Origin of the sequence: Streptomyces sp. NPDC059695 (assembly GCF_042733785.1) — a bacterium.
In the GTDB taxonomy this organism is placed as follows: domain Bacteria; phylum Actinomycetota; class Actinomycetes; order Streptomycetales; family Streptomycetaceae; genus Streptomyces.
The window spans coordinates 310,296-332,840 of record NZ_JBHWFF010000002.1; the positions used below are offsets into that span (position 1 = coordinate 310,296).

The window sequence follows — 22,545 nt, forward strand, 5'->3', positions numbered from 1 at the left end:
GGGGGGGGCCCCGGGGGGGTTGTTTGCGCCGCGCGCGGGCCGGCGGGGCGGCACCCCCACCACACCCCCTAAGCCGTCCGAGGGTCGAGCGCCATGAGCCCGGCGGCCGTGGGACGGAAGCCGCACCGCTCGTGGAAGGCGGTGAGGTGCGGCTCGAAGTCCACGTGCAGCCAGTGCGCGCCACGCTCCCGGGCGGCTCCGGCGGCCGCCCGTACGAGGGTGACGCCGAGGCCCCGGCGGCGCTCGTCGGGGTGGACGGTGGTGTCGAGGAGGAAGGCGTGCACGCCGCCGTCCCCGGCGACGTTCACGTACCCGACGAGCCGTCCGGCGCGCCGGGCGGTGACCCGGAGCAGGCTCCGGGCGAGGACCGGACCGAAGTCGGTGTCCCGGTGCCCGGGCCAGGACGCGTGGAAGAGGGCGTTGAGCTCCTCCCCGGTGAGGGGCCCGTCGACCTGGACGTCGACGGTCATCGGGGGGCGACACCCAGCGAGATCGGCACCGTGCGCAGCGCGATCGAGCCGTACGGGGTACGCAGCCGCAGCCACGGCCCGGAGGCGAAGAGCCCCACCGGCGCCTCCCCCGGCGGCAGGAAGCCGAGCGACTGGGCGGCGTGCACGGCGCGCAGCGGCAGCCCGGTGGTGCCGAGGGTCCGGGACCAGATGTCGCGGCCGAGGGCGTCGCGCTCGGCCCGGGTCCGCCGCTCCTGGGGCAGCTGCTCGTCCCGCGTGCGGAACTCGGCCACGGCGGCGGCGACGGCGCCCCGCATCGCGGTGACGTCGGGGAGGCCGGGGACCGGCTCCCAGCCGCCGCGCGGCGGGAGCACCCCGGCCCACGGCGGGCCGGTCACGGAGCCCGGGACGACCGCCTTGCCCGCGGACTCCTCGACGCCGTCGAGGAGTTCACCGGCGGAGACGGTGACGTCGAGGTCGACGGCGTCGACGAGGCGGGCGGTGCGGATCGCGAGCACCTCGAACGACGGGGGCCGCCCGAAGACGGCCAGCGCCCCGCCGCCCGCCTGGAGGCGGACGGCGGCGGCCCGGTCGTAGTGGACGAGCCGGGTGAGGAAGGCGGCGAGGGCCGCCGCCTCCCGGGCGTCGGCGAAGTGCAGCGGAGCGAGCACGGTCATGCGGCCGACGACATCCCGTCGTCGACGTACTCCTGGAGGAACGAGCGCTCCTCCTCGGTGATCCGCCGCGGCCGCTGCGCCTCCAGGTCGAAGGGCACGACGACCGTGGACGCCCGCACGTACACGACGTCGGCGTCCTTGACCTCGTAGGCGATCGTCAGCGACGCCGCGCCTATCTTCGTGACCCACGACTCGATGGTCACCGGCTCGTGCCGGTGGACCAGCGGTCGCTTGTAGTCGATCTCGTGCCGGGCCACGACGGACCCGCCGGAGAACGAGGGGGAACCGTCTCCCGGCGCCAGCCGGAACATGAAGTCGATCCGCGCCTCTTCCAGGTACCGCAGGAAGACGACGTTGTTGACGTGCCCGAAGGCGTCCATGTCCGACCAGCGCAGGGGACAGCTGTAGATGTGCCTGGTCACTGACCTCAGCCTCGGGTCAGCTTCTTGTACGTGGCGCGGTGCGGACGGGCCGCGTCCGCGCCGAGGCGCTCGATCTTGTTCTTCTCGTACGACTCGAAGTTGCCCTCGAACCAGAACCACTTCGACTCGCCCTCGTAGGCGAGGATGTGGGTGGCCACCCGGTCCAGGAACCAGCGGTCGTGGGAGATGACCACGGCCGCGCCGGGGAACTCCAGGAGCGCGTTCTCCAGGGAGGACAGGGTCTCGACGTCGAGGTCGTTGGTCGGCTCGTCGAGGAGCAGCAGGTTGCCGCCCTGCTTGAGGGTGAGCGCGAGGTTCAGACGGTTGCGCTCACCGCCGGAGAGCACACCGGCCGGCTTCTGCTGGTCCGGGCCCTTGAAGCCGAACGCGGAGACGTAGGCGCGCGAGGGCATCTCGACGTGGCCGACGTTGATGTAGTCGAGCTCGTCGGAGACGACGGCCCACAGCGTCTTCTTCGGGTCGATGTTGGCGCGGCTCTGGTCGACGTACGAGATCTTGACGGTCTCGCCGACCTTGACGGAGCCGGAGTCCGGGGTCTCCAGACCCTGGAGCATCTTGAAGAGCGTGGTCTTGCCGGCGCCGTTCGGGCCGATGACACCGACGATGCCGTTGCGCGGCAGGGTGAACGACAGGTCGTCGATCAGGACCTTGTCGCCGAAGGCCTTCGACAGGTTCTCGACCTCGACGACGATGGAGCCCAGACGCGGGCCCGGCGGGATCTGGATCTCCTCGAAGTCCAGCTTCCGCATCTTGTCGGCCTCGGCCGCCATCTCCTCGTAGCGGGCGAGACGGGCCTTGGACTTGGCCTGACGCCCCTTGGCGTTCGACCGCACCCACTCCAGCTCTTCCCGGAGCCGCTTGGCGCGCTTGGCGTCCTTCTGGCCCTCGACCTTGAGCCGCTCGGACTTCTTGGTCAGGTAGGTCGAGTAGTTGCCCTCGTAGGGGTGGGCGCGACCGCGGTCGAGCTCCAGGATCCACTCGGCCACGTTGTCGAGGAAGTACCGGTCGTGGGTGATGGCCACGACGGTGCCCTTGTACTGCGCGAGGTGCTGCTCCAGCCAGTTCACCGACTCGGCGTCGAGGTGGTTGGTGGGCTCGTCGAGGAGCAGGAGGTCGGGGGCCTCCAGGAGGAGCTTGCAGAGCGCCACGCGGCGCTTCTCGCCACCGGAGAGGTTGGTGACGGGCCAGTCGCCGGGCGGGCAGCCCAGGGCGTCCATGGCCTGCTCCAGCTGGGTGTCGAGGTCCCAGGCGTTGGCGTGGTCCAGGTCCTCCTGGAGCTTGCCCATCTCGTCCAGGAGCGCGTCCGAGTAGTCGGTCGCCATGAGCTCCGCGACCTCGTTGAAGCGCTTCAGCTTCCCCATGGTCTCGGCGGCGCCCATCTGGACGTTCTCCAGGACGGTCTTGCTCTCGTCGAGCTTCGGCTCCTGCATGAGGATGCCGACGGAGAACCCGGGCGACAGGAACGCGTCACCGTTGGACGGCTGCTCCAGGCCCGCCATGATCTTCAGAACGGTGGACTTACCGGCACCGTTCGGGCCGACCACACCGATCTTCGCGCCCGGCAGGAAGCTCAGCGTCACGTCATCGAGGATGACCTTGTCGCCGTGCGCCTTGCGCGCCTTGCGCATCGTGTAGATGTACTCAGCCAAGAGAAACCGTCCGGCAAAGAGTGAGTGGGCAGATACACCCCATCTTGCCTGACCGCCACCCCCGGGAGCCAACCAGTAGGCGGGACTCCCCCTGACCTGCACGTTCCCGAGCCCCTCGCGTAGCCCACCTGTCACTGTCGGTCGCCGACGATCACCCCTGAGCCCCCTCGCACGGCCTGCGGACGGCCCGGGAATGCTCGGCTCTGACCTGCCCGCCACGGGGGGGGGCGCCGCCCACCCCCTTGAGATGCGCACCACCGGGAACGTCCTGGCCGTGGGCGAAGGAGACGGCTCCCCGCGCGCGGGTGGGCCTGCCTGGATACTCCTTGGTAACCGCATGAGCGGGAGGGTTAACGTGCCCTCATGGATCGCCTACGCCGTGCAGCCCTGAAGCTGGCCCTCGGAGAGCAGCCCACCGAAGACCTGCCGATGCTCGCTGCCGAGGCCCTGGCCGACGGCCTGGACAGCCCGGCCCTGGTCGAGCTGGCAGGGCTTTCTCGACGTGACCCGCCGGCCGACATCCGCGACCTCTTCGTGGAGGCCATGGCAGAGCTGGGGCTCCCCGTGCCCGGGGTCGAGGACGCCTGGCGCGAACGAATGCTCGGGGCGGCGGAAGGCATGCTCAACGGCTCCCTTACGCACCTTGAGGCCAGCAACGAGATCTATTGGTGCGCCTGCCATCTGGAACGGACGGACACTACGACCGAGCTTGTGCACCGGTTCATAGGGCTATGGAGCAGCTGGGAAGACTGGCCGGACGAGCGCGCCTCCATCGAACGGGACATGCGGCTGGCTGCTGCCGACCTTCTGCGTAGCCATGGCAAGCAGGTGCCTGAGCGAGTCCGGCTTCCCGCACTGTCGGACACGGAATAGGCACGGCTGTCTTCTGATCCGTAGCTCTCGCTGGATCGGTCAGCGACAGTCATACCGGCCACCCTGAGGTCCTGGAGAGGCGCTATCGGGCGGGGCCGGTTGCTGGGATTGCAGTACGGAAGGCGGGTCTCTTCGGCCCGCCGTGGGCGAACCGATCCGATCTGACGCGAGTGAGTATCCGACCGACTCGGGATGGCTGACCCACGTCAGCGGGGCAATTGCCTGGCAGCGCTGCCGCGCAAGCGCCTAGCCTGCCCCCATGAGCCACGGCAAGACCTCCTACGTGTGCCTGCCGTGTCGGGCCTCGTACAAGCAATTCCACGGCCCCGATCGCGAACGGCGCTGTCCGCGGTGCGCGCGGGTGATGATCCACGCCGGTTCGGCGTTCGCGCCGCCCCGGCGTCGCGACAAGGACGCCTGGCGAGTGCTGTCGGTCCTTCTCCACGCGGGGATCGGCTTCCACAAGAGCTGCTGCGGAGGCCCCGGCTGGCGGCCCACCACCCTGCGCGAGGTCAAGGCCCGCACCGCGTACGCGCGCCGCACCGGCGAGCCCGCCGCGCGAGCCCTGCAGCGCTACGTCGTCTAGCCGTCGAACCAGACGACGAGCCGGACCTGCTCATCACCGTGGACGTCGGCCAGGGCACGCATCGTCGCCCACACCGGAGCCCACGCGCCGCGCTCGGGCACAGCGTCCCGCCGGCTCATGCGCACGCGCCGGAAGAGCCGGCCGTCCTGGGAACGCCTGCTCCCGCAGGGCCTGGGCCGGAAAGGTGGGCGCGCGCACCGGCTTCCTGAGCATCGAGGTCACGCTTCCCGGGCTCCGGCCCGACGGCGAGTCGCTGACCAGGACCCTGATTTCCATGCCCGTCAGGCTGACGGCACCTCATCCTGCCCGACCGCCCCGGGGCCTGGACGTGCGACGACCCCGGGCGCGGATGCGGTCCGGGGTCGTGCGGGGGTCATGGGGTGGAGCGTCCTGACGCGGATCACTCCGCGGGGTCGGCCGCTCACTCCATGAGGCCGGGCGCCTGGGGCGCGGCCCTGGCTTCAGGGCTTAGCGGCCCTGGCGCCCTGGGTCACGCCCCTGCGTGGGGCGCGGGCCCCGGTGCGTGGGCTGCGGCCCGGGTGCCGGCGTGGGTCCGGCACCCGGGAGCGGGCTCACTGGCCGGCGGTCTTCTTCTTGCGGAGGAAGAACACCGCGCCGCCACCGACCACGACGAGCGCGGCGGCGATGCCGGCGATCATCGGGGTGGCGTTGGAGCTGCCGGTCTCGGCGAGGTCGCCGCCACCGGTCGTGGTGGTGCCGGTGGTGCCGGTCGAGCCGCCCGTGGTGTCACCGGTGGTGCCACCGGTGGTCGACGGGGTGGAAGGCGTGGCCGAGGGGGTGGTGGAGGGGGTCTCCGACGGCTTCGGGCCGGGGGTGGCCGTCTTGCAGTCCAGGACGCCCTCGAAGGTCTCCTCGAAGCCGTTCGGGCCGGTGATCGTGAACTTGTACGCCTCGTCCTCGGCGAGCGGGACCGTGATGGTCTTGGTCTCCCCGGCGGGGACCGTGTACGAGGTGCCCTTCAGGTCGAAGGTCCAGTCCTCGTCACCGGCGTTGGAGGCGATGACCTCCAGGCCGCCCTTGGCGCAGTCCTTGGCGACCGTGACGGCCGGGACGGCACCCTTCTTCGCCCAGGAGGCGGAGGCCTTGGCCGTGACGGTGGAGTCGCTGGAGCCGGCCAGGATCAGGGTCTGCGACGGGCCGTCGACGGAGACGAAGGCGCGGCCGAGCGAGACCTTGGTGGTGGCCTCGGCGGTCAGCTCGGCGGTGCCGTCGGCGGTGCCGGCCGGGACGTCGAGGAAGACCTGGTCGCCGTTCTTGGCGTCGGTGACGGGCTTGCCGTCCTTGTCGACGACCTTGACGCCGGCGGGGGTGCCCGCGGCCGTCTGGAGCTTGGCCTTCTCGGCGTTGGTGGTGACGGTGATCGGGCCGAGCTTGTCGCCGGCCTTGCCCGCCACGGTGGCCGGGGAGAGGCTGAGGGAGGCCTTGGGCTCCTCGAGCTTCACGGCCTCCTTGAGGAGGTACTCCGTCAGCTTCTCGGCGTCGGGGCTCTTCGGCGTCGCCTTGACGTCGTCCGAGAGGGTCCAGATCGCGGCCTGGGTGCCGGCGGCGGCCTCCTTCTTGGAGAGGTCGACGCCGAGCTTCGCGCCGAGGGCCTCGGCGGAGTTCTTCGGGTACGCGTTCTCCAGGATCCAGAGGATCTTGCCCGCGTCACCGTTGTTGTGCAGGGACGACTCGTCCCAGCCGACCTCCTTGTAGGTGTAGTCGCGCTTCGCCCCCGTACGGAGGTCGATGCAGTAGGTCTGGAGGGTGCCCCCGCCGTCGACCTGCATCGTGAAGAGACCACCGGAGACCGGCCAGGTCTTGCCGTCCTTCTCCTCGATGACGACGCCGTCGGCCTCGGTGAGGCCTCCGAGCTTCGCCGTGACACCGCCGGTGCCGGCACCGTCATCGGCCAGCGCAGGACCCGCGGTGGCTATCGCACCGGCGGCGACCAGGCCGGAGACCAGGATCGTGGCGGCCGCACGGGCAACGCCACGCCCACGAACTGAAAACATTGGATTCCCCTCCGGGCGCGCCGCTCCGCGAACATGGTCGATTCGCGTGGGGGGAGCGCACGCCAGCAGAACTCACAGACTCGATGGGCTCACGTGCCACATGAGTATCCGGGAATCCTAGGGACGCGAAACCCCCCGGTGCCCTGCCTTCCGGTCAGATAACCATTCCGACTCGGAATCGTTATCGCACAGGCCAGTTGGTCGACAAATCCCCACAACACAAGGTCAGGAGGCGGTTACCAGCTGAGGCGTCACGGCCTCGCCCTCCTCCGCCGCGGCCGCCCAGGGGTCCGGCTCCGGCTGCTGCCGGGGGTCCGGCCGAGGCGGGGACTCCACCCGCGCCGCACGCCGGAAGGCCGCCGTCCCCCGGCTCAGGTCGTGTCCGACGGCCACCGCGTCCACGTCCACGAAGGTCCTGCGCTGGCCGTCGCGCTCCTCCTCACGGACCCTCAGCCGTCCGTGCACCACGAGCGGTTCGCCGACGGACACCGAGGCCGCGAGATTGGCCCCGAGCGAGCGCCAGGCCGACACCGTGTAGAAGCTGGTGTTCCCGTCGGACCAGAGCCCGCTCTCCCGGTCCCAGCGGCGCGCCGTCACCGCGAACCGGAAGCGGGCCACCCCGCCGGCCACGGTGTCCCGGTACTCCACCGCCGTCGCCACGTTGCCGACGAGCGTCACGGTCGTGTCGTTCATGCTTGCGCCCCCTGTGTCCCGGTGCCCCGCCGTGGGGCCACCCCGTGGGAACCATGCTGGGGCGGCCGGGCGGACCCCGCTCGGGCCTGTGGACAGCTCCGTACCGGTGGACAACTCCCCCACCCACACGGGTGAAACCGCCCTGTACCCGGACGACTCGGAACCCGGACGGCTCGACTACCCGGACGGCTCGGAGCTTCGCGCCGCCGGCCGTCCCGCTACCTCCCCCGCACGCCCGCCCGCGTCGCCCCCAGCCGCGCCGTGCCGGAGCGGCGGCCGCCGCCCACGACCCGGGACGCCGCCGAGGGCCGGGCGCCCACGACCGTCGCGTACTGCTCGCGCACCTCCCGGTAGCGCATGAGTTCCGCCGCCACCGGGTCGAGGACCCGGGCCCGGCCGCAGGCGGCGGTCGCCTCCCGCAGGCGGCGCTCGGCCTCCTGGCCGTACCGGCGGGCCGGGCCTTTCACCGCGCCCTCGCAGGCCCATTCGACGAGCGGGCCGCCGATGATGCCGCCGAGCATCACGAGGACCGGCGGCAGCAGGCCCGGCTGCACGACACCGACGATCTGCGCCACCAGCCACAGCGCGCCGAAGATCTGCAGGAGCGTCATCACCGCCTGGGCCAGGACGGCGGCGGGCCACCAGGCGGGCCGGGGCGGCCGGGCGGCCGGGTCGCCCAGGGAGACCGTCAGCTCGTCCAGGGCCTCCGGCAGCCCCTCCGCCCCGCGCGCCGCCGCCTCGCGCACCGCCTGCGCCCAGGGCACCGGGAGCCCGCGCGAGGCCTCGTCGGCGACGATCCGCACCGCCTGCTCGACGCGTTGGCGTGCCGTCAGCTCGTCCTCGACGGGGGGTTCGAGGCGCGGGTCGGTGGCGCCGTGCGCGCGCGTCCGCTCGTACCAGCGGTAGAGCCGCAGCCAGGGGGTTCCGCAGGCGCGGATGGCGCCCCGGCGCCAGACCCGCTCGGCGGCCTCGCCCGCGGCCTGGGCGCCGACGGCGACGGCGAGGCGGTCCGTGAAGGCGTCCCGGGCGCGCTCGTCGAGGCCGGCCCGTCCTTCGGCGACGTACGCCTGGCGCAGCCGGCCCGCGGCGGCGTCGACGTCGGCGGCGAGGCGGCGTTCGGGAGCGGTGCGTTCCTGGACGAACCGGGCGACGAGTTCGCGCAGTTCGGGGATGCCGTCGCCGGTCAGGGCGGAGACCGCGAGGACGGTCGCGCCGGGCTCGCCGTGCTCGCCGAGCGCCACGCCGTCCTCGTCGAGGAGGCGGCGCAGGTCGTCGAGGACGAGGTCGGCGGCCTCGGTGCCGAGCCGGTCGATCTGGTTGAGGACGACGAAGGTGACCTCGGCGTGCCCGGCGAGGGGCCGCAGGTAGCGCTCGTGGAGGGCGGCGTCCGCATACTTCTCGGGGTCGACGACCCAGATCACGGCGTCGACGAGGCCGAGGACCCGGTCGACCTGGTCGCGGTGGGCGGTGACCGCCGAGTCGTGGTCGGGCAGGTCGACGAGGACGAGCCCCTGGAGCTCGGTGTCTGCGGCGCCGCCCGCGAGGGGGCGGCGCCGCAGTCTGCTGGGCACCGCGAGCCGGTCGAGCAGCCCGGCGGCGCCCTCGGACCAGCTGAGCGCGATGGGCGCGGAGGTGGTGGGGCGGCGCAGTCCGGTCTCGGAGACGGGGACGCCGGCGAGGGCGTTGAAGAGGGTGGACTTGCCGCTTCCGGTGGCTCCGGCGAGGGCGATCACGGTGTGCCGGGAGGAGAGCCGCTGGCGGGCGGCGGCCTCGTCGAGGACGCGTCCGGCCTCGGCGAGCGCCTCGCTCTCGACGCGGGCGCGGGAGAGCCCGACCAGCTCGTGGAGGGCGTCGAGGCGGCTGCGGAGGGCTCCGCCGTAGCTGCCGCCGAAGGACGGCAGGACGTCCTCCTCCGGTGCCTCCGGGGGCGTCTCGGCCGTCTCGTCCGCGCCGGGGGCGGACCGCTCGCCCGCCCGCCGCGCGATCAGGCCGTCGTCCCAGCGCGCGCGGGCGCGCTCCCGGTCGTCGTCCACCACGTCACTTCTCCTTCTGCAGTACGGAGAGCGCGGCGATCAGCTCCGCCTGCGGCTCGGGGGTCACGTCGAGCGCGTCGAGGGGGGCGAGCCGCCGGTCGCGCTCGGCGTGCAGGACCCGGTCGACGTACGAGAGGACGAGTTCGCCGCCCTTGTCGCGCAGCCGCAGGGCGGCCTGGGCGCCGAGGAGTTCGGCGAGGCGTTCGCCGGCGGCGCGGGCGCGGCGGCCGCCGAGGAGGGAGGCCGCGAGGAGCGCGGCGACGGTGTCGGGTTCGGGGACGGCGGCGCGGGCCGCGCGCGAACCCGGGGGGCGCTCGACGTCGCGCACCTCCTCCTCGGCCAGCTCCTCGAGCACGCGGCGCCAGCGGCGTACCTCCACGCCGATCCGCTCCACCGCCTCCCGGTCGCCGCCGGTCCGGGACGGGCCGAGGGCCTGGGAGGCGGGTTCGCGGCGCCAGGTGTCCCGTACGCGCTCCTCGGCGGCGGAGACCGCGCAGTGGAGGAGGGCGGCGAGGGACTCGGCGAGGGCGTCGAGGAGCTCGTCCGCGGTGCTGTCGCGGGGATAGCCGCGCCAGCGGGTGCGGGCGTCGCCGGCGAGGACGGCGCCGCGGCCGAGCTCCTTGCGGACCCGCTTGCCCTGTTCGCCGTAGGCGGTCCGGACGGCGCCGCCGAGGCGGACGGAGGTGGCGTACTGGGCGGCGACGGCGGCGGCGAGTTCGGGCAGCCGGGCGTCGAGCGAGTCGATGACCCCGGAGGCGGTCCGGTCGGCGGCCTGCTGGCGGGCGGCCGGGTCCTGGGCGCGGTGGGCGAGCCAGTCGCGGAGGGCGGTGACGGCGCTGTCGGGCAGGAGTCCGCTGCCGCCGTCGGTGGACTCGGGCAGTTCGGGGATGGTGAAGCGGGGGACGTCGCAGAGGCCGGCCTTGTCGAGCAGGGCCTCGAACTGGCGGGAGACCTCGCCGATGACCTGGTGCGGGACGCGGTCGAGGACGGTGACGAGGGTGGCGTCGTACTCCTTGGCGGTACGGAGCAGGTGCCAGGGCACGGCGTCGGCGTACCGGGAGGCGGTGGTGACCATCACCCAGATGTCGGCGGCGCAGATCAACTCGGCGGCGAGGAGCCGGTTCTCGACGACGAGGGAGTCGATGTCGGGCGCGTCGAGCAGGGCGAGCCCGCGGGGCAGCGAGGCGGCCGTCTCGACGCGCAGCGCGTTCTCCTCGGGGGCGGGCTCCTCGACGGGGTGCTCCTCGTCGGCCTGCGGCAGCCAGACGCGGGTGAGCTGCGGGAGGACCCGCATCCCGGCGAACCAGTGGTGGTCCTCGGGGTGGCAGACGAGCACGGGGGTCCGGGTGGTGGGCCTGAGCACCCCGGACTCGCTGACGCGGCGCCCGACAAGGGAGTTGACGAGGGTGGACTTCCCGGCCCCGGTGGATCCGCCGACGACGGCGAGCAGCGGGGCGTCAGGATCCTTCAGCCGCGGCACCAGGTAGTCGTCGAGCTGGGCGAGCAGCTCGGCCCGGGTCTGGCGGGCGCGGGGAGTGTCGGGGAGGGGCAGGGGGAGACGCACGGCGGCGACTCGGTCGCGCAGGGCGGAGAGTGCGTCGATCAGCTGAGGCCGTTCGTCCAAGGTCACCACATGCGAAGAATGCCCAATTTATGAGTGTTTTTGAAGCCTATTGCGACCCTGCGCGCCGAAGAGAAGGGTGGTGACCGGAAGGCCGGGCATAACGAGTGCACAACACCCGCCCCGAGCGGCGCGAAAAGCGCTGCGCGAATCGCACCTGCCTGCGATTATCGGTTCGCTTCACCGAACCTCCACATCGTGCCACGCAGGTGAAGCAACCGGGCCAAGGCGATCGGAGCCCTATCCTTGTCCCGGCTGGCACACCCCACCCACCAGGGGCTCCCGGCCACACGGCCACCACCCGGCCCCCGTAGCTCAGTGGATAGAGCAGGTGCCTTCTAAGCACTTGGCCGCAGGTTCGAGTCCTGCCGGGGGCGCACAGCGGGACCCCTCCTTCGGGAGGGGTCTTTTTGCTGGTCATGGGCGGTTTTCGGCCGGGGGCGGGGGTACCGAAGAGAGAGTGTCGGATGGCTGAATCCGTCCGACTGGGACCGGTCAGGGGCGGCCTCCGGCGGCTGGTCTTCCCGAAAACTTCCCGAAGTTTGGGCCTGCCCGCAGCCATGCCTCAGTCCGACCGGCGGGCTCTCCTGTGTCGATCAGCCCCCGGCCGGACGACGGTGAGCCACCCCTCCGCACCGGCCGGCAGGGTGGAGCGGGGCGCGGCGTGGGGCGAAGCGACCGAAGAGGCGAAGATCGCAAACAAGTCGTGCGGCACGCTGGCGCTGAAGCTGGCGCATCACAGGTACGGATCCCCGACGACAGGCTCGGCCCCACACCTGCCAGCCGAGTCGGCCGGGCCGCGGATCGGCATCGCGGAGGAGCGGCGGCACCTCCTCCAGGAATCTACGGGGACAGGCCGATGGCAGGGCGTTGCAGTCCGAGAGCAGGAGAGGGGGCCTGAAGGCGCTGGACAAGAAGGGTTCTCGGCGGATCACAGCCGACGGGGCCGCCTACCGCTGGCGGATCCGCCGGAAGCCGTCCTACATGCAGGGACCGTGCTGGACGCCTATGGCCGACGCCGTCGAACTCGCCCGACGACGACCGCCCCGGCAGGACATTGGTTGTCACCACTGGCCAACCGCACCCCAGTAACTGGCTGGGCGTTGAAGCGGAGCCCGTCAGGCCGGATCATGTTGCCGCCAGCATCAAAGGGGCACTGGCGCAGGGCTGGGAGCCTGCCGCGTCCGGCTCCCCCTTCCTGGTTGACCAGTCGGCGACTTTCGTCCCGTCGCCTTGATCGTCAGGCAGCCTGGGGCTAGAGCCCTGAAACAGCTTGCCGGTGCGAGAGGGTGATTCGACGCCGGACCGTGTCGATGTCAAGGATCTTGACCAGTAGCGCGTCACCCACCTGGATGCCGAGCTGAGGGTTTTCCAGGTACTCGTCGGCCAGTTCGGAGTTGTGTACCAGCCCCTCGAAACCGTTCTCCACCTCTTCAATGCGTACGAAGACGCCGAACGGTATGAGTTTGGTGACGCGGCCGACGAGGGTCTGGCCGATCTCCACGGTCAGCAGTGGCATCGGATCTTCGTACAGGGCCCTGAGGGACAGTGATACGCGTTCGCGGACGGGATCGACGTCGAGGATTTCGGCGTTGACCTCCTGACCGACGGAGACGATGTCGGATGGGTGGTCGAAGGGGCGCCATGACAGCTCGGGGATATTGATCATCGCTTCGAAGCCGCCGATGTCCACGAAGGTGACGCCGAAGTCGGCGATGCGGGTCACCGTGCCGGTGACGATCTCGCCTCGGTGAAAAGTCTTGAGAAGGGCCCAGTTCCGGTCGCTCGGCGTCGGCTCGGTCTGCCAGCGGGCCCGTACCACTCCGTCGTCGTCAGGCATGACGGCGGTGAACAGAGGCGCACGCTCATCGGCATACACGGACAGGATTGCTGCAGCTTCGGCATCGGACAGCCGGGCGGCCAGCTCCGCGAACTCATCCTCGTCAGCGACGGCGCTGTGGATCCGGCCGTCCTTGTCCTGCCAGACACATTCGACGAGGCCCTCGGCGGGGAGGGCACCGATGGCTGCGTCGACGTCGGAGGACAGGTCCGGCCACACGGCCAGCCGGGCGCGGGGAGCGATCCCGGCGCGAACCGTGTCGACGGAGTCGCGCGTGAGGCGGTGCCATCGCGAGGCGCCTTCGACGTGCGTCTCTTCCAGAAGCCCGGCGCGGCATGCGGCGACCGCCCAGCGCAGACCGGCCCAGAACTCGTCGTCGCCGGGCCGCTGGACATCAGCGCCGTCGGTCTCCATCGCGTACGGAGAGGAGCCCAGGCGTTCCGGGAACAGCCCCAGCGCGCGGGTTCGGGCCAGCGCCTCCTCGCAGGGCCGGCTACTGCCGATGTAGAGGTACTGGTCCCATCCCACATGGACCGCGAACGCGCCTTCCGCCTCCAGCCGGCACCAGGCACCACTGCCACGCAACATGGCGCGCACCAGCTCCAGCGCGATGTCGAGCGGTACCTCTGCTCCGTCGTGAAGACCGGTCGGACCGGCAGGGAAGAGTCCGGCCAACCCAAAGCCGTCCACTGGAGGCTCCGAACCGAAGTGCGCGAAGGACGGGACCTGCGGTTCACGTACGGCCAGGTGCTCGACGCCGGTGCCTTCGGCGAAGGCCGCGACCGCCTGAAGATAAGACGCCTCGACCTCGCCGTGATCGCTGACCGTGTCCTCACTGCCGGTGTAATGCCCGTGTTCGTCACGGTCGGCGGGGTCGTACTTGGTCACGCGGTAGACGTAGGGGAGCTGCACCATCCCATCATCCAGCACACTGCCTGCCACCCCGCGAGAAAGGGTCGTCTGGAGCGTTCACGCCGGGATCGTCGCACGTCGGATGCCGGTGTCCACAGACATATCCGTTGACGGAGGTGATCGACACCGCCAGGGTCGGTGCATGGATTCCGCTCCCGCGTCGCTCGGTCACACGGCAGCCTGGCCGAAGCTGCTGGAGACGTACCGTCCTCGGCCCGCTGATGAGCAGCAGGGTCCGCCGTCCCTGGGGCGCCTGATCGAGGCGGCCGGCCGCAACACCACGCTCGGTGCGATGTATCCCTGGGTGTCGATGCAGCAGCTGAGTGTGTCCACTGAGGACAAATGGGAGGAGTGGGGGCACGCCCCACTTCCGGCGATGTTCGCCCGGCCCGACGGGTACGAGGTAGCCGCCGCGTTCGCAGCGGGCCTGGTGCGCACCGATGGCGCCGTGAGGCCGGAGGGGCCGCGGGCCTGGTCGTCCGAGGTGGAGCGAGTTCTACGGGAGGCGGGCTGGCGTCCCGGGCGGGCTGTCGATACGACCGGCTGGAAAAAGCAATTGGAGCAGGACGGCTTCCGCTCTCATGCCGCTGCCGAGGACTTCCTGGGCGAGTTCGGCGAACTGGTGGTCGGGCACGGAGGTGCAGGCATCACACGCGCCCGAGAACCCTTCGATCTGGACCCGCTCCTGGCGCTGGGCGAAGCCGAGCGCTTCGACGAGCGGAGCGAGGAGATCGGCCACCGCCTCTTCTCGGTGGGCGAACTCGCCGGTGGTCACGCGTTTCTCGGCCTGGACGAGGACGGTGAACTGTACGTCGTCGACGACTGGCTGGCGCGATTCGGCCGTATGCCCGAGGCCATGGAGAACCTCGTTCTCGGCATCATGCCCGTTCGCATGCCGGAACCCGAGTAGGCCGGAGCGCAGGAGAACGTCCCGCGCCGCCGGCACAACGCTCGTAGTCGCCCCCTCAGGGCGTCGCGGCATTCCTGAACGTGGCGAGGAGCGCCCGGGCGCGGTCCCGGAAGGCTTCGTCCTGGCGGATGATGCGGTTCTCGACTCCCGAGCGGACTACGCGGGCGTCGCCGTCGGCGAGGACTTCGAGCCGGCGCAGGTGGTCGTCGTTCAGTGCGGCGCATCCGAGGGCTTCCAGAGCGCCACAGGCCCCTGCCGGATCGGCGTCCGACTCGGCGGACGCCAGGGCGGCCGAGGCGAGTGCGGCATGGTCCAGAACAACAGGGTCCGCCACTGCTGCGAGGGCCAGCACCACGGCCGGCGCCTGCACCGGATCGTCGAGGGCCGCCTCCAGCCTGGCGGTGAGCGGACGACCGGCCGGGCCGAGGAGCGCGGTCGCCCGGGCGGCCCTCGCCACCGACCAGCGGGTCCACTGGCTCTGCGCGGCGCGGTCGAAAACCGACGCAAGGACGGCGACGGCAGGTTCCGGGTCCCCCGTGACACGCCACAGGGCTTCGGCGAGGGCCGTGTCCGTGTCCAGCGCGGGCGTGGTGTCCTTGCCCGGGTCACTGAGGGCTCCACGCAGGAGTGGCGCCAGAGCAGCTCCTCGGGAACCGAGCGCGGCAGCGGTCCTGGCGGCATCGCGCAGGTCCCAGCCACCACGGCCGAGCTCCTGTTCGAGGCATCGCAGCAACGGTGCGGGATCCTCCGTGAGGTCGTACAGGGCCTTCGCCGCCGGGAGGACGTCCCCTTGGGCTGCCGTACGCAGCGCGGCAAGGGCCATGTCGCGATCGGACGGAGCGCAGTCCGCCACGACGGAGACGAGGGCACGTGAGGCTTGGGCAGGAAAGTGCGGGACCGCTGCACACAGCTCGGGCAGCGCGGCCGCCGCTTCGGCGCCCCACCCGGCCAACAGACTGGTCAGCTGCCATGGTTCGTTGCTGCTGAGTGCCTCCGGCTGGGAGAGGCGGGAGCGAACAGCATCGAAGAGTTCCCTGTCGAACGGGAAAGCCGCACTCTCCGCGTCCCACAGGCCGGTCGCCGCGTCGAGGGCGCGCGGGCGGTGCCCGAGGCCGGCGGCGAGGAGCGGGGCAGCCTGCTCGGGTGCGACGAGCACGAGTGCGGCCAGAGCACGATCGGCGTGATCATCCTCCCGGTCCAGGTTCCTCCCAGCGAGAGGGGCGAGCACGGCCGCAGTGGGTTCGGCAGCACGGGCCAGCCGCTCCAAGAGAGACGCCATGCCCACCACTGCCTCGTCGTCGACAGCCGCCGCACGCAGGCTCTCCACCAACTGCTGCGGGGCACTGCGCGAGAGCATGCAGGCGCGGTCGGCCGCCCAGGCGCCCTCGGCCCGGACCTCGGCCCGGCTGTCGCGCAGGGCCGCGTCGACCAGGGCGAACGCGGCCTCCCGCTCCGGCCCACGATCCCGGCCCAGGAGGGCCTCGACAAGGGCGGCCAGCGGCTCGCCGCGTTCGAAATCGAGGTCGGAACGCAAGGAATCGGCAGGCAGGAGCGACAGCGTCGTCGCGTACAGGGAATCAGTCCACGGAGCGTCCGCGTCGAGGCAGGCGAAGAGGGCGGCCAGCCGCACCACGGCAGGCTGGGACGGGTCCAGGACGGAAGCCGCCTCAACCGCTCCGCGCTGCGGGTCGAGCCGAGCGATCCCGGCCAGGACCTCGGCCCGGACGGCCGGCTCGGTCTCCTCCGCCCAGCGAATCCCCAGCACGGACAGGACGGTACCTGCGCGGGTGTGTGAAACCGCCCAGGCGGCGGTCCGCCGGACCTCCGGCTCGGCATCGGCCAGCAAAGGCAGAAGCAGCTCCAACTGCGCGGCCACGGCAGCACGGACGCCACCCGATGCGACACCGTACTCGTCCTCGCTCTCGGCCATGCCGCCGAGCAACCCGAGAACATCAGTCGTACGGTGGCCGGCCGCCGCGATCCTGGCGAGGAACGGCACCGCTTCCGCGCTGGCCGCGTAGACCGTCCCCTGGTGCAGCACGCTCCCGTACAGCTCCGACAATGCTTCGTCCGCCGCAGCTGCGTCCGGACCTGCTAGAGCTCGAAGCAAGTCGGGAACGTCTTCCGCGCTGCCGTACGCGTGGGAGGAGGAGGCCCAAGGCAAAGCGTCCAGGCCGTCGAGCGGGTGTGCGAGATCCATGCGGGGCATGGTGCCATCCGCCCCTGACAGAGCCTCCCCGCAGCCATCGGCAAGGCTCCTCCGTCGCCGAAGGCATCCCGGACCACAGCCCGCTCATCGCCTCGGGCCGTACCAAGACTGCCCCCTGGCCGATCAGCTCCAGTTCACCGACCGGCTCATCCTCGTCGGGGAGTGATTCCAGCTCCTCTTCGTCCTCAGACGGCTCGCAGCAGGCGCCCGCAGGAACCACCGCCCCATGCAACGACGGTAGCTACAGCTATTCCGCGCACCGACGGGGTACCTGCTCTCACCACGGTGGTGTGGCCGTCTGGCTCGCCAGCGTGCCTTCCTAGAGAGGAAGCCGTCGTGATCGGACCGGCATTCGGCCTCATCAAATTGATGATGCGGTCCACGTCCGCATGCATCGACCTCATGTTTGCCCTGTGCACTCTGGGCAAGGTCGACCTCAAGACGCGCAGGTCCTTCTGAAACAGACCTCAGGACCAAGCAGGGCGGTGTGCCACGGCCGCCGGCCCCGCCGATGCCTACAACGAGGGACGGCGGTGAGCAGGTCGTCGGCGCCCCGGCCCCGGGGTGTCAGACGGGCTGCCGCGTACATGGAGTCGATGACGGGGTCGAAACCGATCTTCCCCTGTTTGTTCACCCTGACGGGCTTCGTCAATGCTCCCTCGACCCGGTCGAGTGTGCGGAAACTCTTGTCAGGGGCCGTTTTTAGGTGGGGGTGGGAGCGGCGGGGAGCGGTCGGTGGATCGGGTAACGCCCGGGAAACGTCCCGTCGGTTCGAATGGCCGCGGCGGGTCACGGTGGCCCGCCGCGGGCGTCGAGTCCGCGTCGTGATCGCGAGGTGTCACCATGCGTTCAGCCAGTCGCCCACGGGTGTCGCGAAGGTCCCTGCTCACCGCCGGCACCGCTCTCGGGCTGTCGGGTCTGGTGTCGGGGCCGGCGGCCGCCGTGCCGAAGCCCGGGGACCCGGCCGGCGGGCACCTGGTGCTCGACTACCGGCCGAGTCAGCCCACCGGCTGGCCGGAGATGCCGGGGAAGCCGACCGGGACGCTGGGCGGGCACACCGCCTCCCGGGACTTCGCCTTCAACGGCGTCCCGCACCGCGTCGGTCTCCTCTCCTCCGAGCCCCTCTACCAGGCCGTTCCCGCGGACCCGGCCATCGCCTTCGCGCAGACCCTCGCCGCCGCGTTCGGCGCGCACTACGCGTTCCGTCATGTGGGCGGTTTCCGGGGCCGGGGGGAGTTCCGCGTCCAGTCGTACGGCGTCTTCGCCACCGAGGCGACGGAGGCGCAGCCGGCGACGACCTTCGGGGGCGGGCTGTACGTCGTGTACGAGCCCGACCTGCGCGCCGGCGATCCGGGCATCCACGAGACCCTGCGCTGGATCCAGGTGGTCCGTCAGTCCGGGACCGTGGAGAACCGGCACGAGGTCGACAACATCGGCAGGGCGAACCCGTTCTACATGGACGGCGGGCTGACCTCGGTCCACGGCACCGAGGTCTGCAACTTCCACGACACCTCGCAGATCGCGTTCGACGGCAGGGCCGACCTCGACGAGGAGTTCGCGGCCGAGACCTTCCTGACGCACGACACCGGGACCAAGGACCGGTCGGGGCGCGGCATCGTGCACGTTCTCGGCGGGATCAGGTGGGGATGGCGGGTGCGCCGGGTGGAGTGACCGTCCCCCCACCGCCTGGGGGGGGGGGGGGCCCCCCCCCCCGCGGGGGCGGGCGCGCGGGGGGGGGGGGGGGGGGGGGCCGGGGGGGGGGGGGGGGGGGGGGGGGGGGCGGCCGGGCCGCCCCCCCCCGGGGGGCGGGGGCCCCCGGCCGCGGGGGGGGGCGCGGGCCGCTCTGGTCGGTCCGGTGGCCGGTCAGGGTGCGGCCAGGGCCTCCGTGGGCGAGAGCCGGGAGGCGCGGACCGCCGGACCGAGGCCGGCCAGGGCGCCGATGACCAGGGTGGCGGCCGTACCGCCGAGGACCGCCCAGCCGGGGAGCACCGCGGGCCAGCCCCGGGAGACGGCGTACCCGGTGGTCATGGCGGCCCCGAGCAGCGCGCCGCCCGCCCCGCCCAGGGCGGACAGCAGCAGGGACTCCGCGAGGAACTGGGTGCGGATGTGCCCCCGGGTGGCGCCCAGGGAGCGCCGCAGGCCGATCTCGGCGCGGCGTTCCAGGACCGAGATGACCATCGTGTTGGCGACGCCGACGCCGCCGACGAGCAGCGCCACCGCGCCGAGGCCGAGGAGAAGGCCGGTGAAGGCCCTGCTCGCGGCCTGCTTGGCGACCAGGGCGTCGGAGGGCCTGGAGACCTTGACCTCGTGCGGCGCCGCGGGATGGGCGGTGGCCCCGAGGACGGACCGGACGGCTTCGACGTCGGCGTCCGCGCTGCGCACGTAGACGCGGGTGGGCCGGCCGTCGAAGCCCAGGACGGTCTCGGCGGCCGGCCAGCCGACGAGGGCCGCCGCGTCCAGCTCCGGTGCGAGGGCGACCGGTTCGAGGATCCCGATGACGGTGAACCACCGCCCGCCGATCAGTACGCGGGTGTCCGGGCGGGCCGCGCCGATGCCCAGGCGCTCGGCGGCCTCGGCCCCGAGCACGGTCGCCGGGTACCTGCCGGTGGCCGCGTTGAGCCAGGTGCCGCCGCGCAGTTCGGCACCGGTGGCGGCGGGAAGGCTCGTCCGTACCGCGTACGCGGTGATGCCGCCGTTCTCCGCCTCGGGGATCTTCCCGGTGCGGAAGACGTCGGCGTCCGGGAGCCGGCCGATGGCCGAGGTGGAGGTCACCGGCCGGATGCGCGAGATCATCCCTTCCGAGGTGAGCGGGAGTTGGGCCGTTCCGCCGGTCAGGGTGTCGCCCGGGGCCACGGTGAGCAGGTTGGTCCCGAGGGTGGCCAGGGTGCGGTCGAGCCCGGCGCGGGAGGACGAGGAGACCCCGACCACGGAGATCATCGCGGCGATGCCGATGGCGATGCCCAGCGCGGAGAGCACGGCCCGTGTCGGCCGGGTCCGCAGGCCCACCGCACCGACCCTGACCACGTCGCCGGGCCCGATCCTGGCCGGCCGCAGGGTGTCGGCGGTCATCGCTTCCCCTCCCCCGCCCGCGCCCGCGGAGGGGCTTCCCGTCGGCGTACGTCGTCGACGACCCGGCCGTCGCGCATGCGCACCTGGCGGGGCAGGGACGCGGCGAGCTCCCGGTCATGGGTGATGATCACGACCGTGGTTCCGGCGGCATGCAGTTCGTGGAGCAGCCGCATCACCGCCTCCCCGGACGTCGAGTCCAGCGCCCCGGTCGGTTCGTCGGCGAGCAGCAGCGCCGGGTCGCCCGCCACCGCACGGGCGATGGCCACGCGCTGGCGCTCGCCGCCCGACAGCTCGTGCGGGTGGTGGTCCGTGCGGTGGCCGAGCCCGACGCGTGCGAGGACGCCCGTCGCGCGGCGTCTACGCTCGGCGGGCCGCAGCCCGCGGTAGAGGAGCCCGTCGGCGACGTTGTCGAGCGCGGAGGTGCCGGCGGCGAGGTGGAACTGCTGGAAGACGAACCCGATCCGGGAGGCGCGCAGGGCGGACAGCTCGTTGTCGGACAGCGCGCCGACGTCGTGGCCGGCGACGTGTACGCGACCGGTGGTGGGCCGGTCCAGGGTGCCGAGCAGGTTCAGCATGGTGGACTTGCCGGAGCCGGAGGGGCCGACGATGGCGGCGAGTTCACCGGGGCCGACGGTCAGGGACACCCCGTCGAGGGCGGTCACCCCGCCGGGGTAGGTCTTGGTCACGTCCGTGAGGGTGATCATTCGGGCATCCCCACCTCGGCGCCCCGGACGACGCCGGTGCCGGAGATCTCCACGCGGCCTTCGGCGAACAGCCCGGTGGTGACGGGGACGTACGTCGAGGTCGAGCCCTCGACCACCTCCACCCCGAAGCCGCCCCCGGCGAGGGCGAGCAGCGCGGAGACGGGAACGGTGAGGACGTTCTCGCGGGTGGCCGCGGTGAAGGTCACGTGGACGCCGGCCTCGTCGTACCCGCGGACGGCCGCGCGGGCCCGGGCGTCCGTGAGCCCGACGACCACCCTGATCTTCGTCCCGGCCTTCTTCTGGCCCTCGGCGGCCCTGGAGACGCCGGCGACCTCGGTGATCGTGCCCCGGACCACGGCTCCGTCCGGGAGGGTGACCTCGACGTGTCCGCCCCGCCTGGCGAGCCGCCGGTCGGCGCTGTCCAGCTCCGCGGTGACGGCCCGGGCGGTGCCGGTGTACGAGAGCACGCTCCGGCCCGGTCCCGTCTGGTCCCCCGGCTCGGCCTTCAGGGCGGCGACGCGGATCGCACCGGCGGTGAAGACGACGCGGCCGGGTTCCACGGTCCCGGTCTCCTTCAGGCCGAGGTCGTCCTGCCAGCGCCGTACGGCTCTCGCCGTGGCGCCGGTGTACTCGTCGTCGGGCGTGAACCCCGTGTAGCCGAGCGCGACGAGGTTCTCCTCCAGTTCCCTGACGTCGGTTCCCTCGGAGCCCTTCGCCAGGACGCGATAGGCGGGCAGCGATCCGTACAGCACGACGACGGGCTGCTCGTCGACCGCGTACAGGGTCTTGCCGCGGGTGATCTCCGCACCCGGCGCGGGGAGTCGGGTGAGCGTGCCCGGAAGCCGGCCGACCGCGGTCCGCTCCGTGCCGAAACCGAGCCGGGCGTCGGCGCTCCTGGTGTCCTTGAGCGTCTGCCGGAGCACTTCGGCCGTCGCCGGCGGCAGCCCGCTCGCCGCCCTGCCGCCGGCCTTGCCGCCGCCGTCCGGGGCGAGGACGAGCGCCGTGCCCGCGCCGGCCGCGGCCAGGACGAGGACGGCGGCCGTCGTCCTCACGACGCGGCGCGTACGGTGCCGGGGACGGCCGCGCCGGGGTGCCGGATCCGCCTGCCGCTCGTCGAATCGCTCGTCGGGGTGCGCGACCGTCACCGGGCGCTCCCCGCCTGCTCGCGCTCGCCCTGAGCGCCGCCGCACTTCTTCCACGCCTTCTCGAAGTCCGGGTCCTCGGCCTGCGCGGGGCCGATGTCGATGCCCTGGCCCTCCTTGGGATCGGCGAACTCCGCCACGCCGTTCTCGCGCATGCACCGCGCGAGGTCCAGCATGGCCCGGCGGTCCTTGGAGTCGTCCTGGTCGGCGGGCGCCGGCGGTGCGGCCGAACGGCACGCCTCGACGGCCCTGTCGGCCTTGTCCTTGTTCGCGCCGTCGACGGAGAGCCCGATGCCCTGACCGGGCTTGGGGTCCGCCACGTCCAGACCCTGCTGCCGCAGGCACCGCGCGTACCGCACGTTCATCTCGTCCCGGCTCAGGCCGGCGCCGGTGCCGGCCGTCGCGCTCCTGGTGCCGCCGTTCGCGGAGGCCACCCCGGTGCCGTCGGCCCCGGACCCGCATGCGGTGAGTGTCAGGGCCAGGGCCGCCAGGGACAGGGCGGCGAACCGGGCGGGGGTGCGTGTACGAGGCATGTGAGGCGTCTCCTTGCCGTGGGGCCGGCGGGGGGCCGGCCGACGGAAGGGATGCAACTCCCGGTGGCGTTACCTCACTGTTTCCCCGTCAGGCCCGCCGGCCTCGAACGAACCGGCGGGGGATCGCATACGAACCCGGTGGGGATCGCTTACGAACCTGGTGGGGATCGCTTGCGAACCCCGTGGG

The 22,545-nt window shown here is 72.3% G+C and carries 20 protein-coding genes and 1 tRNA gene; 6 read left to right on the plus strand and 15 right to left on the minus strand.

Features of this window, described 5'->3' with window-relative positions:
* Positions 1 to 68 precede the first annotated feature (68 nt).
* Genes ACFV2S_RS03970 through ettA form a run of 4 tightly spaced genes read right to left on the minus strand, consistent with a single transcriptional unit; the run spans position 69 to position 3,218 of the window.
* Positions 69 to 470 carry a GNAT family N-acetyltransferase gene (locus ACFV2S_RS03970; RefSeq protein WP_385553973.1) on the minus strand — a complete coding sequence of 134 codons (402 nt, stop codon included), beginning with the start codon at positions 468 to 470 and terminating at the stop codon, positions 69 to 71.
* Complete coding sequence (locus ACFV2S_RS03975) at positions 467 to 1,126, minus strand: hypothetical protein (protein WP_385553975.1); 660 nt, start codon at positions 1,124 to 1,126, stop codon at positions 467 to 469. Before ACFV2S_RS03975 ends, ACFV2S_RS03970 begins: the two co-directional genes overlap by 4 nt.
* The gene (locus ACFV2S_RS03980; RefSeq protein ID WP_385553977.1) at positions 1,123 to 1,548 is read right to left on the minus strand and encodes an acyl-CoA thioesterase; all 426 of its coding nucleotides are present in this window, start codon (positions 1,546 to 1,548) and stop codon (positions 1,123 to 1,125) included. Before ACFV2S_RS03980 ends, ACFV2S_RS03975 begins: the two co-directional genes overlap by 4 nt.
* A gap of 5 nt (positions 1,549 to 1,553) precedes the next feature.
* Positions 1,554 to 3,218 carry an energy-dependent translational throttle protein EttA gene (ettA, locus tag ACFV2S_RS03985; RefSeq protein ID WP_385553979.1) on the minus strand — a complete coding sequence of 555 codons (1,665 nt, stop codon included), beginning with the start codon at positions 3,216 to 3,218 and terminating at the stop codon, positions 1,554 to 1,556.
* Between the two features lie 363 nt (positions 3,219 to 3,581).
* Between ettA and ACFV2S_RS03990 the strand changes: the two genes are divergently transcribed.
* Positions 3,582 to 4,091: a hypothetical protein gene (locus tag ACFV2S_RS03990; RefSeq protein WP_385553981.1), complete on the plus strand. Its 510-nt coding sequence runs from the start codon at positions 3,582 to 3,584 to the stop codon at positions 4,089 to 4,091.
* Positions 4,092 to 4,350: 259 nt separating this feature from the next.
* Positions 4,351 to 4,677 carry a deoxyxylulose-5-phosphate synthase gene (locus ACFV2S_RS03995; protein ID WP_385553983.1) on the plus strand — a complete coding sequence of 109 codons (327 nt, stop codon included), beginning with the start codon at positions 4,351 to 4,353 and terminating at the stop codon, positions 4,675 to 4,677.
* Here ACFV2S_RS03995 and ACFV2S_RS04000 read toward each other — a convergent pair.
* The 5 genes from ACFV2S_RS04000 to ACFV2S_RS04020 form a co-directional block, all read right to left on the minus strand.
* Complete coding sequence (locus ACFV2S_RS04000) at positions 4,674 to 4,796, minus strand: hypothetical protein (RefSeq protein ID WP_385553985.1); 123 nt, start codon at positions 4,794 to 4,796, stop codon at positions 4,674 to 4,676. The genes ACFV2S_RS03995 and ACFV2S_RS04000 overlap by 4 nt on opposite strands.
* A gap of 453 nt (positions 4,797 to 5,249) precedes the next feature.
* Positions 5,250 to 6,692: an LAETG motif-containing sortase-dependent surface protein gene (locus tag ACFV2S_RS04005; RefSeq protein WP_385553986.1), complete on the minus strand. Its 1,443-nt coding sequence runs from the start codon at positions 6,690 to 6,692 to the stop codon at positions 5,250 to 5,252.
* A gap of 225 nt (positions 6,693 to 6,917) precedes the next feature.
* On the minus strand, positions 6,918 to 7,385 hold the full coding sequence (locus ACFV2S_RS04010) for a single-stranded DNA-binding protein (RefSeq protein WP_385553988.1): 468 nt from the start codon (positions 7,383 to 7,385) through the stop codon (positions 6,918 to 6,920).
* 218 nt (positions 7,386 to 7,603) lie between these two features.
* Positions 7,604 to 9,421 carry a GTPase gene (locus tag ACFV2S_RS04015; RefSeq protein WP_385553990.1) on the minus strand — a complete coding sequence of 606 codons (1,818 nt, stop codon included), beginning with the start codon at positions 9,419 to 9,421 and terminating at the stop codon, positions 7,604 to 7,606.
* 1 nt (position 9,422) lies between these two features.
* Positions 9,423 to 11,051: a dynamin family protein gene (locus tag ACFV2S_RS04020; protein WP_385553992.1), complete on the minus strand. Its 1,629-nt coding sequence runs from the start codon at positions 11,049 to 11,051 to the stop codon at positions 9,423 to 9,425.
* Between the two features lie 292 nt (positions 11,052 to 11,343).
* Between ACFV2S_RS04020 and ACFV2S_RS04025 the strand changes: the two genes are divergently transcribed.
* Positions 11,344 to 11,416: transfer RNA gene (locus ACFV2S_RS04025), tRNA-Arg, on the plus strand.
* Between the two features lie 878 nt (positions 11,417 to 12,294).
* Here ACFV2S_RS04025 and ACFV2S_RS04030 read toward each other — a convergent pair.
* Entirely contained in the window at positions 12,295 to 13,767 is a 1,473-nt protein-coding gene (locus tag ACFV2S_RS04030; protein WP_385553994.1) for a S1 RNA-binding domain-containing protein, read from the minus strand.
* A gap of 166 nt (positions 13,768 to 13,933) precedes the next feature.
* Between ACFV2S_RS04030 and ACFV2S_RS04035 the strand changes: the two genes are divergently transcribed.
* A complete protein-coding gene (locus ACFV2S_RS04035) occupies positions 13,934 to 14,701 on the plus strand; it encodes an SUKH-3 domain-containing protein (RefSeq protein ID WP_385553996.1) in 768 nt (255 codons plus the stop codon).
* 55 nt (positions 14,702 to 14,756) lie between these two features.
* Here ACFV2S_RS04035 and ACFV2S_RS04040 read toward each other — a convergent pair whose 3' ends face one another.
* A complete protein-coding gene (locus ACFV2S_RS04040) occupies positions 14,757 to 16,901 on the minus strand; it encodes a hypothetical protein (protein WP_385553998.1) in 2,145 nt (714 codons plus the stop codon).
* Between ACFV2S_RS04040 and ACFV2S_RS04045 the strand changes: the two genes are divergently transcribed.
* Both ACFV2S_RS04045 and ACFV2S_RS04050 read left to right on the plus strand, forming a co-directional pair.
* On the plus strand, positions 16,889 to 17,233 hold the full coding sequence (locus tag ACFV2S_RS04045; RefSeq protein WP_385554000.1) for a DUF3761 domain-containing protein: 345 nt from the start codon (positions 16,889 to 16,891) through the stop codon (positions 17,231 to 17,233). The genes ACFV2S_RS04040 and ACFV2S_RS04045 overlap by 13 nt on opposite strands.
* Before the next feature lie 520 nt (positions 17,234 to 17,753).
* Positions 17,754 to 18,581 (plus strand): hypothetical protein, encoded by an 828-nt coding sequence (locus ACFV2S_RS04050; protein WP_385554001.1) that lies wholly within the window; start codon positions 17,754 to 17,756, stop codon positions 18,579 to 18,581.
* A 192-nt stretch (positions 18,582 to 18,773) separates the two neighbouring features.
* Here ACFV2S_RS04050 and ACFV2S_RS04055 read toward each other — a convergent pair whose 3' ends face one another.
* The 4 genes from ACFV2S_RS04055 to ACFV2S_RS04070 are packed head-to-tail and all read right to left on the minus strand — an operon-like array spanning position 18,774 to position 22,358.
* Entirely contained in the window at positions 18,774 to 19,979 is a 1,206-nt protein-coding gene (locus ACFV2S_RS04055; protein WP_385554003.1) for an ABC transporter permease, read from the minus strand.
* Complete coding sequence (locus ACFV2S_RS04060; protein WP_385554005.1) at positions 19,976 to 20,683, minus strand: ABC transporter ATP-binding protein; 708 nt, start codon at positions 20,681 to 20,683, stop codon at positions 19,976 to 19,978. Before ACFV2S_RS04060 ends, ACFV2S_RS04055 begins: the two co-directional genes overlap by 4 nt.
* The gene (locus tag ACFV2S_RS04065; protein ID WP_385554007.1) at positions 20,680 to 21,828 is read right to left on the minus strand and encodes a peptidoglycan-binding protein; all 1,149 of its coding nucleotides are present in this window, start codon (positions 21,826 to 21,828) and stop codon (positions 20,680 to 20,682) included. Before ACFV2S_RS04065 ends, ACFV2S_RS04060 begins: the two co-directional genes overlap by 4 nt.
* Positions 21,825 to 22,358 carry a hypothetical protein gene (locus ACFV2S_RS04070; RefSeq protein WP_385554009.1) on the minus strand — a complete coding sequence of 178 codons (534 nt, stop codon included), beginning with the start codon at positions 22,356 to 22,358 and terminating at the stop codon, positions 21,825 to 21,827. Before ACFV2S_RS04070 ends, ACFV2S_RS04065 begins: the two co-directional genes overlap by 4 nt.
* Positions 22,359 to 22,545 lie beyond the last annotated feature (187 nt).

Bases quoted from the DNA above. Each gene is read 5' to 3' on its own strand.
- ACFV2S_RS04005 (WP_385553986.1), bottom strand. From the start codon at position 6,692: ATGTTTTCAGTTCGTGGGCGTGGCGTTGCCCGTGCGGCCGCCACGATC.
- ACFV2S_RS03975 (WP_385553975.1), bottom strand. From the start codon at position 1,126: ATGACCGTGCTCGCTCCGCTGCACTTCGCCGACGCCCGGGAGGCGGCG.
- ACFV2S_RS04070 (WP_385554009.1), bottom strand. From the start codon at position 22,358: ATGCCTCGTACACGCACCCCCGCCCGGTTCGCCGCCCTGTCCCTGGCG.
- ACFV2S_RS04040 (WP_385553998.1), bottom strand. From the start codon at position 16,901: ATGGATCTCGCACACCCGCTCGACGGCCTGGACGCTTTGCCTTGGGCC.
- ACFV2S_RS03990 (WP_385553981.1), top strand. From the start codon at position 3,582: ATGGATCGCCTACGCCGTGCAGCCCTGAAGCTGGCCCTCGGAGAGCAG.
- ACFV2S_RS04035 (WP_385553996.1), top strand. From the start codon at position 13,934: ATGGATTCCGCTCCCGCGTCGCTCGGTCACACGGCAGCCTGGCCGAAG.
- ACFV2S_RS04000 (WP_385553985.1), bottom strand. From the start codon at position 4,796: ATGAGCCGGCGGGACGCTGTGCCCGAGCGCGGCGCGTGGGCTCCGGTG.
- ACFV2S_RS04010 (WP_385553988.1), bottom strand. From the start codon at position 7,385: ATGAACGACACGACCGTGACGCTCGTCGGCAACGTGGCGACGGCGGTG.
- ACFV2S_RS03995 (WP_385553983.1), top strand. From the start codon at position 4,351: ATGAGCCACGGCAAGACCTCCTACGTGTGCCTGCCGTGTCGGGCCTCG.
- ACFV2S_RS03970 (WP_385553973.1), bottom strand. From the start codon at position 470: ATGACCGTCGACGTCCAGGTCGACGGGCCCCTCACCGGGGAGGAGCTC.
- ACFV2S_RS04060 (WP_385554005.1), bottom strand. From the start codon at position 20,683: ATGATCACCCTCACGGACGTGACCAAGACCTACCCCGGCGGGGTGACC.
- ACFV2S_RS04055 (WP_385554003.1), bottom strand. From the start codon at position 19,979: ATGACCGCCGACACCCTGCGGCCGGCCAGGATCGGGCCCGGCGACGTG.
- ACFV2S_RS04050 (WP_385554001.1), top strand. From the start codon at position 17,754: ATGCGTTCAGCCAGTCGCCCACGGGTGTCGCGAAGGTCCCTGCTCACC.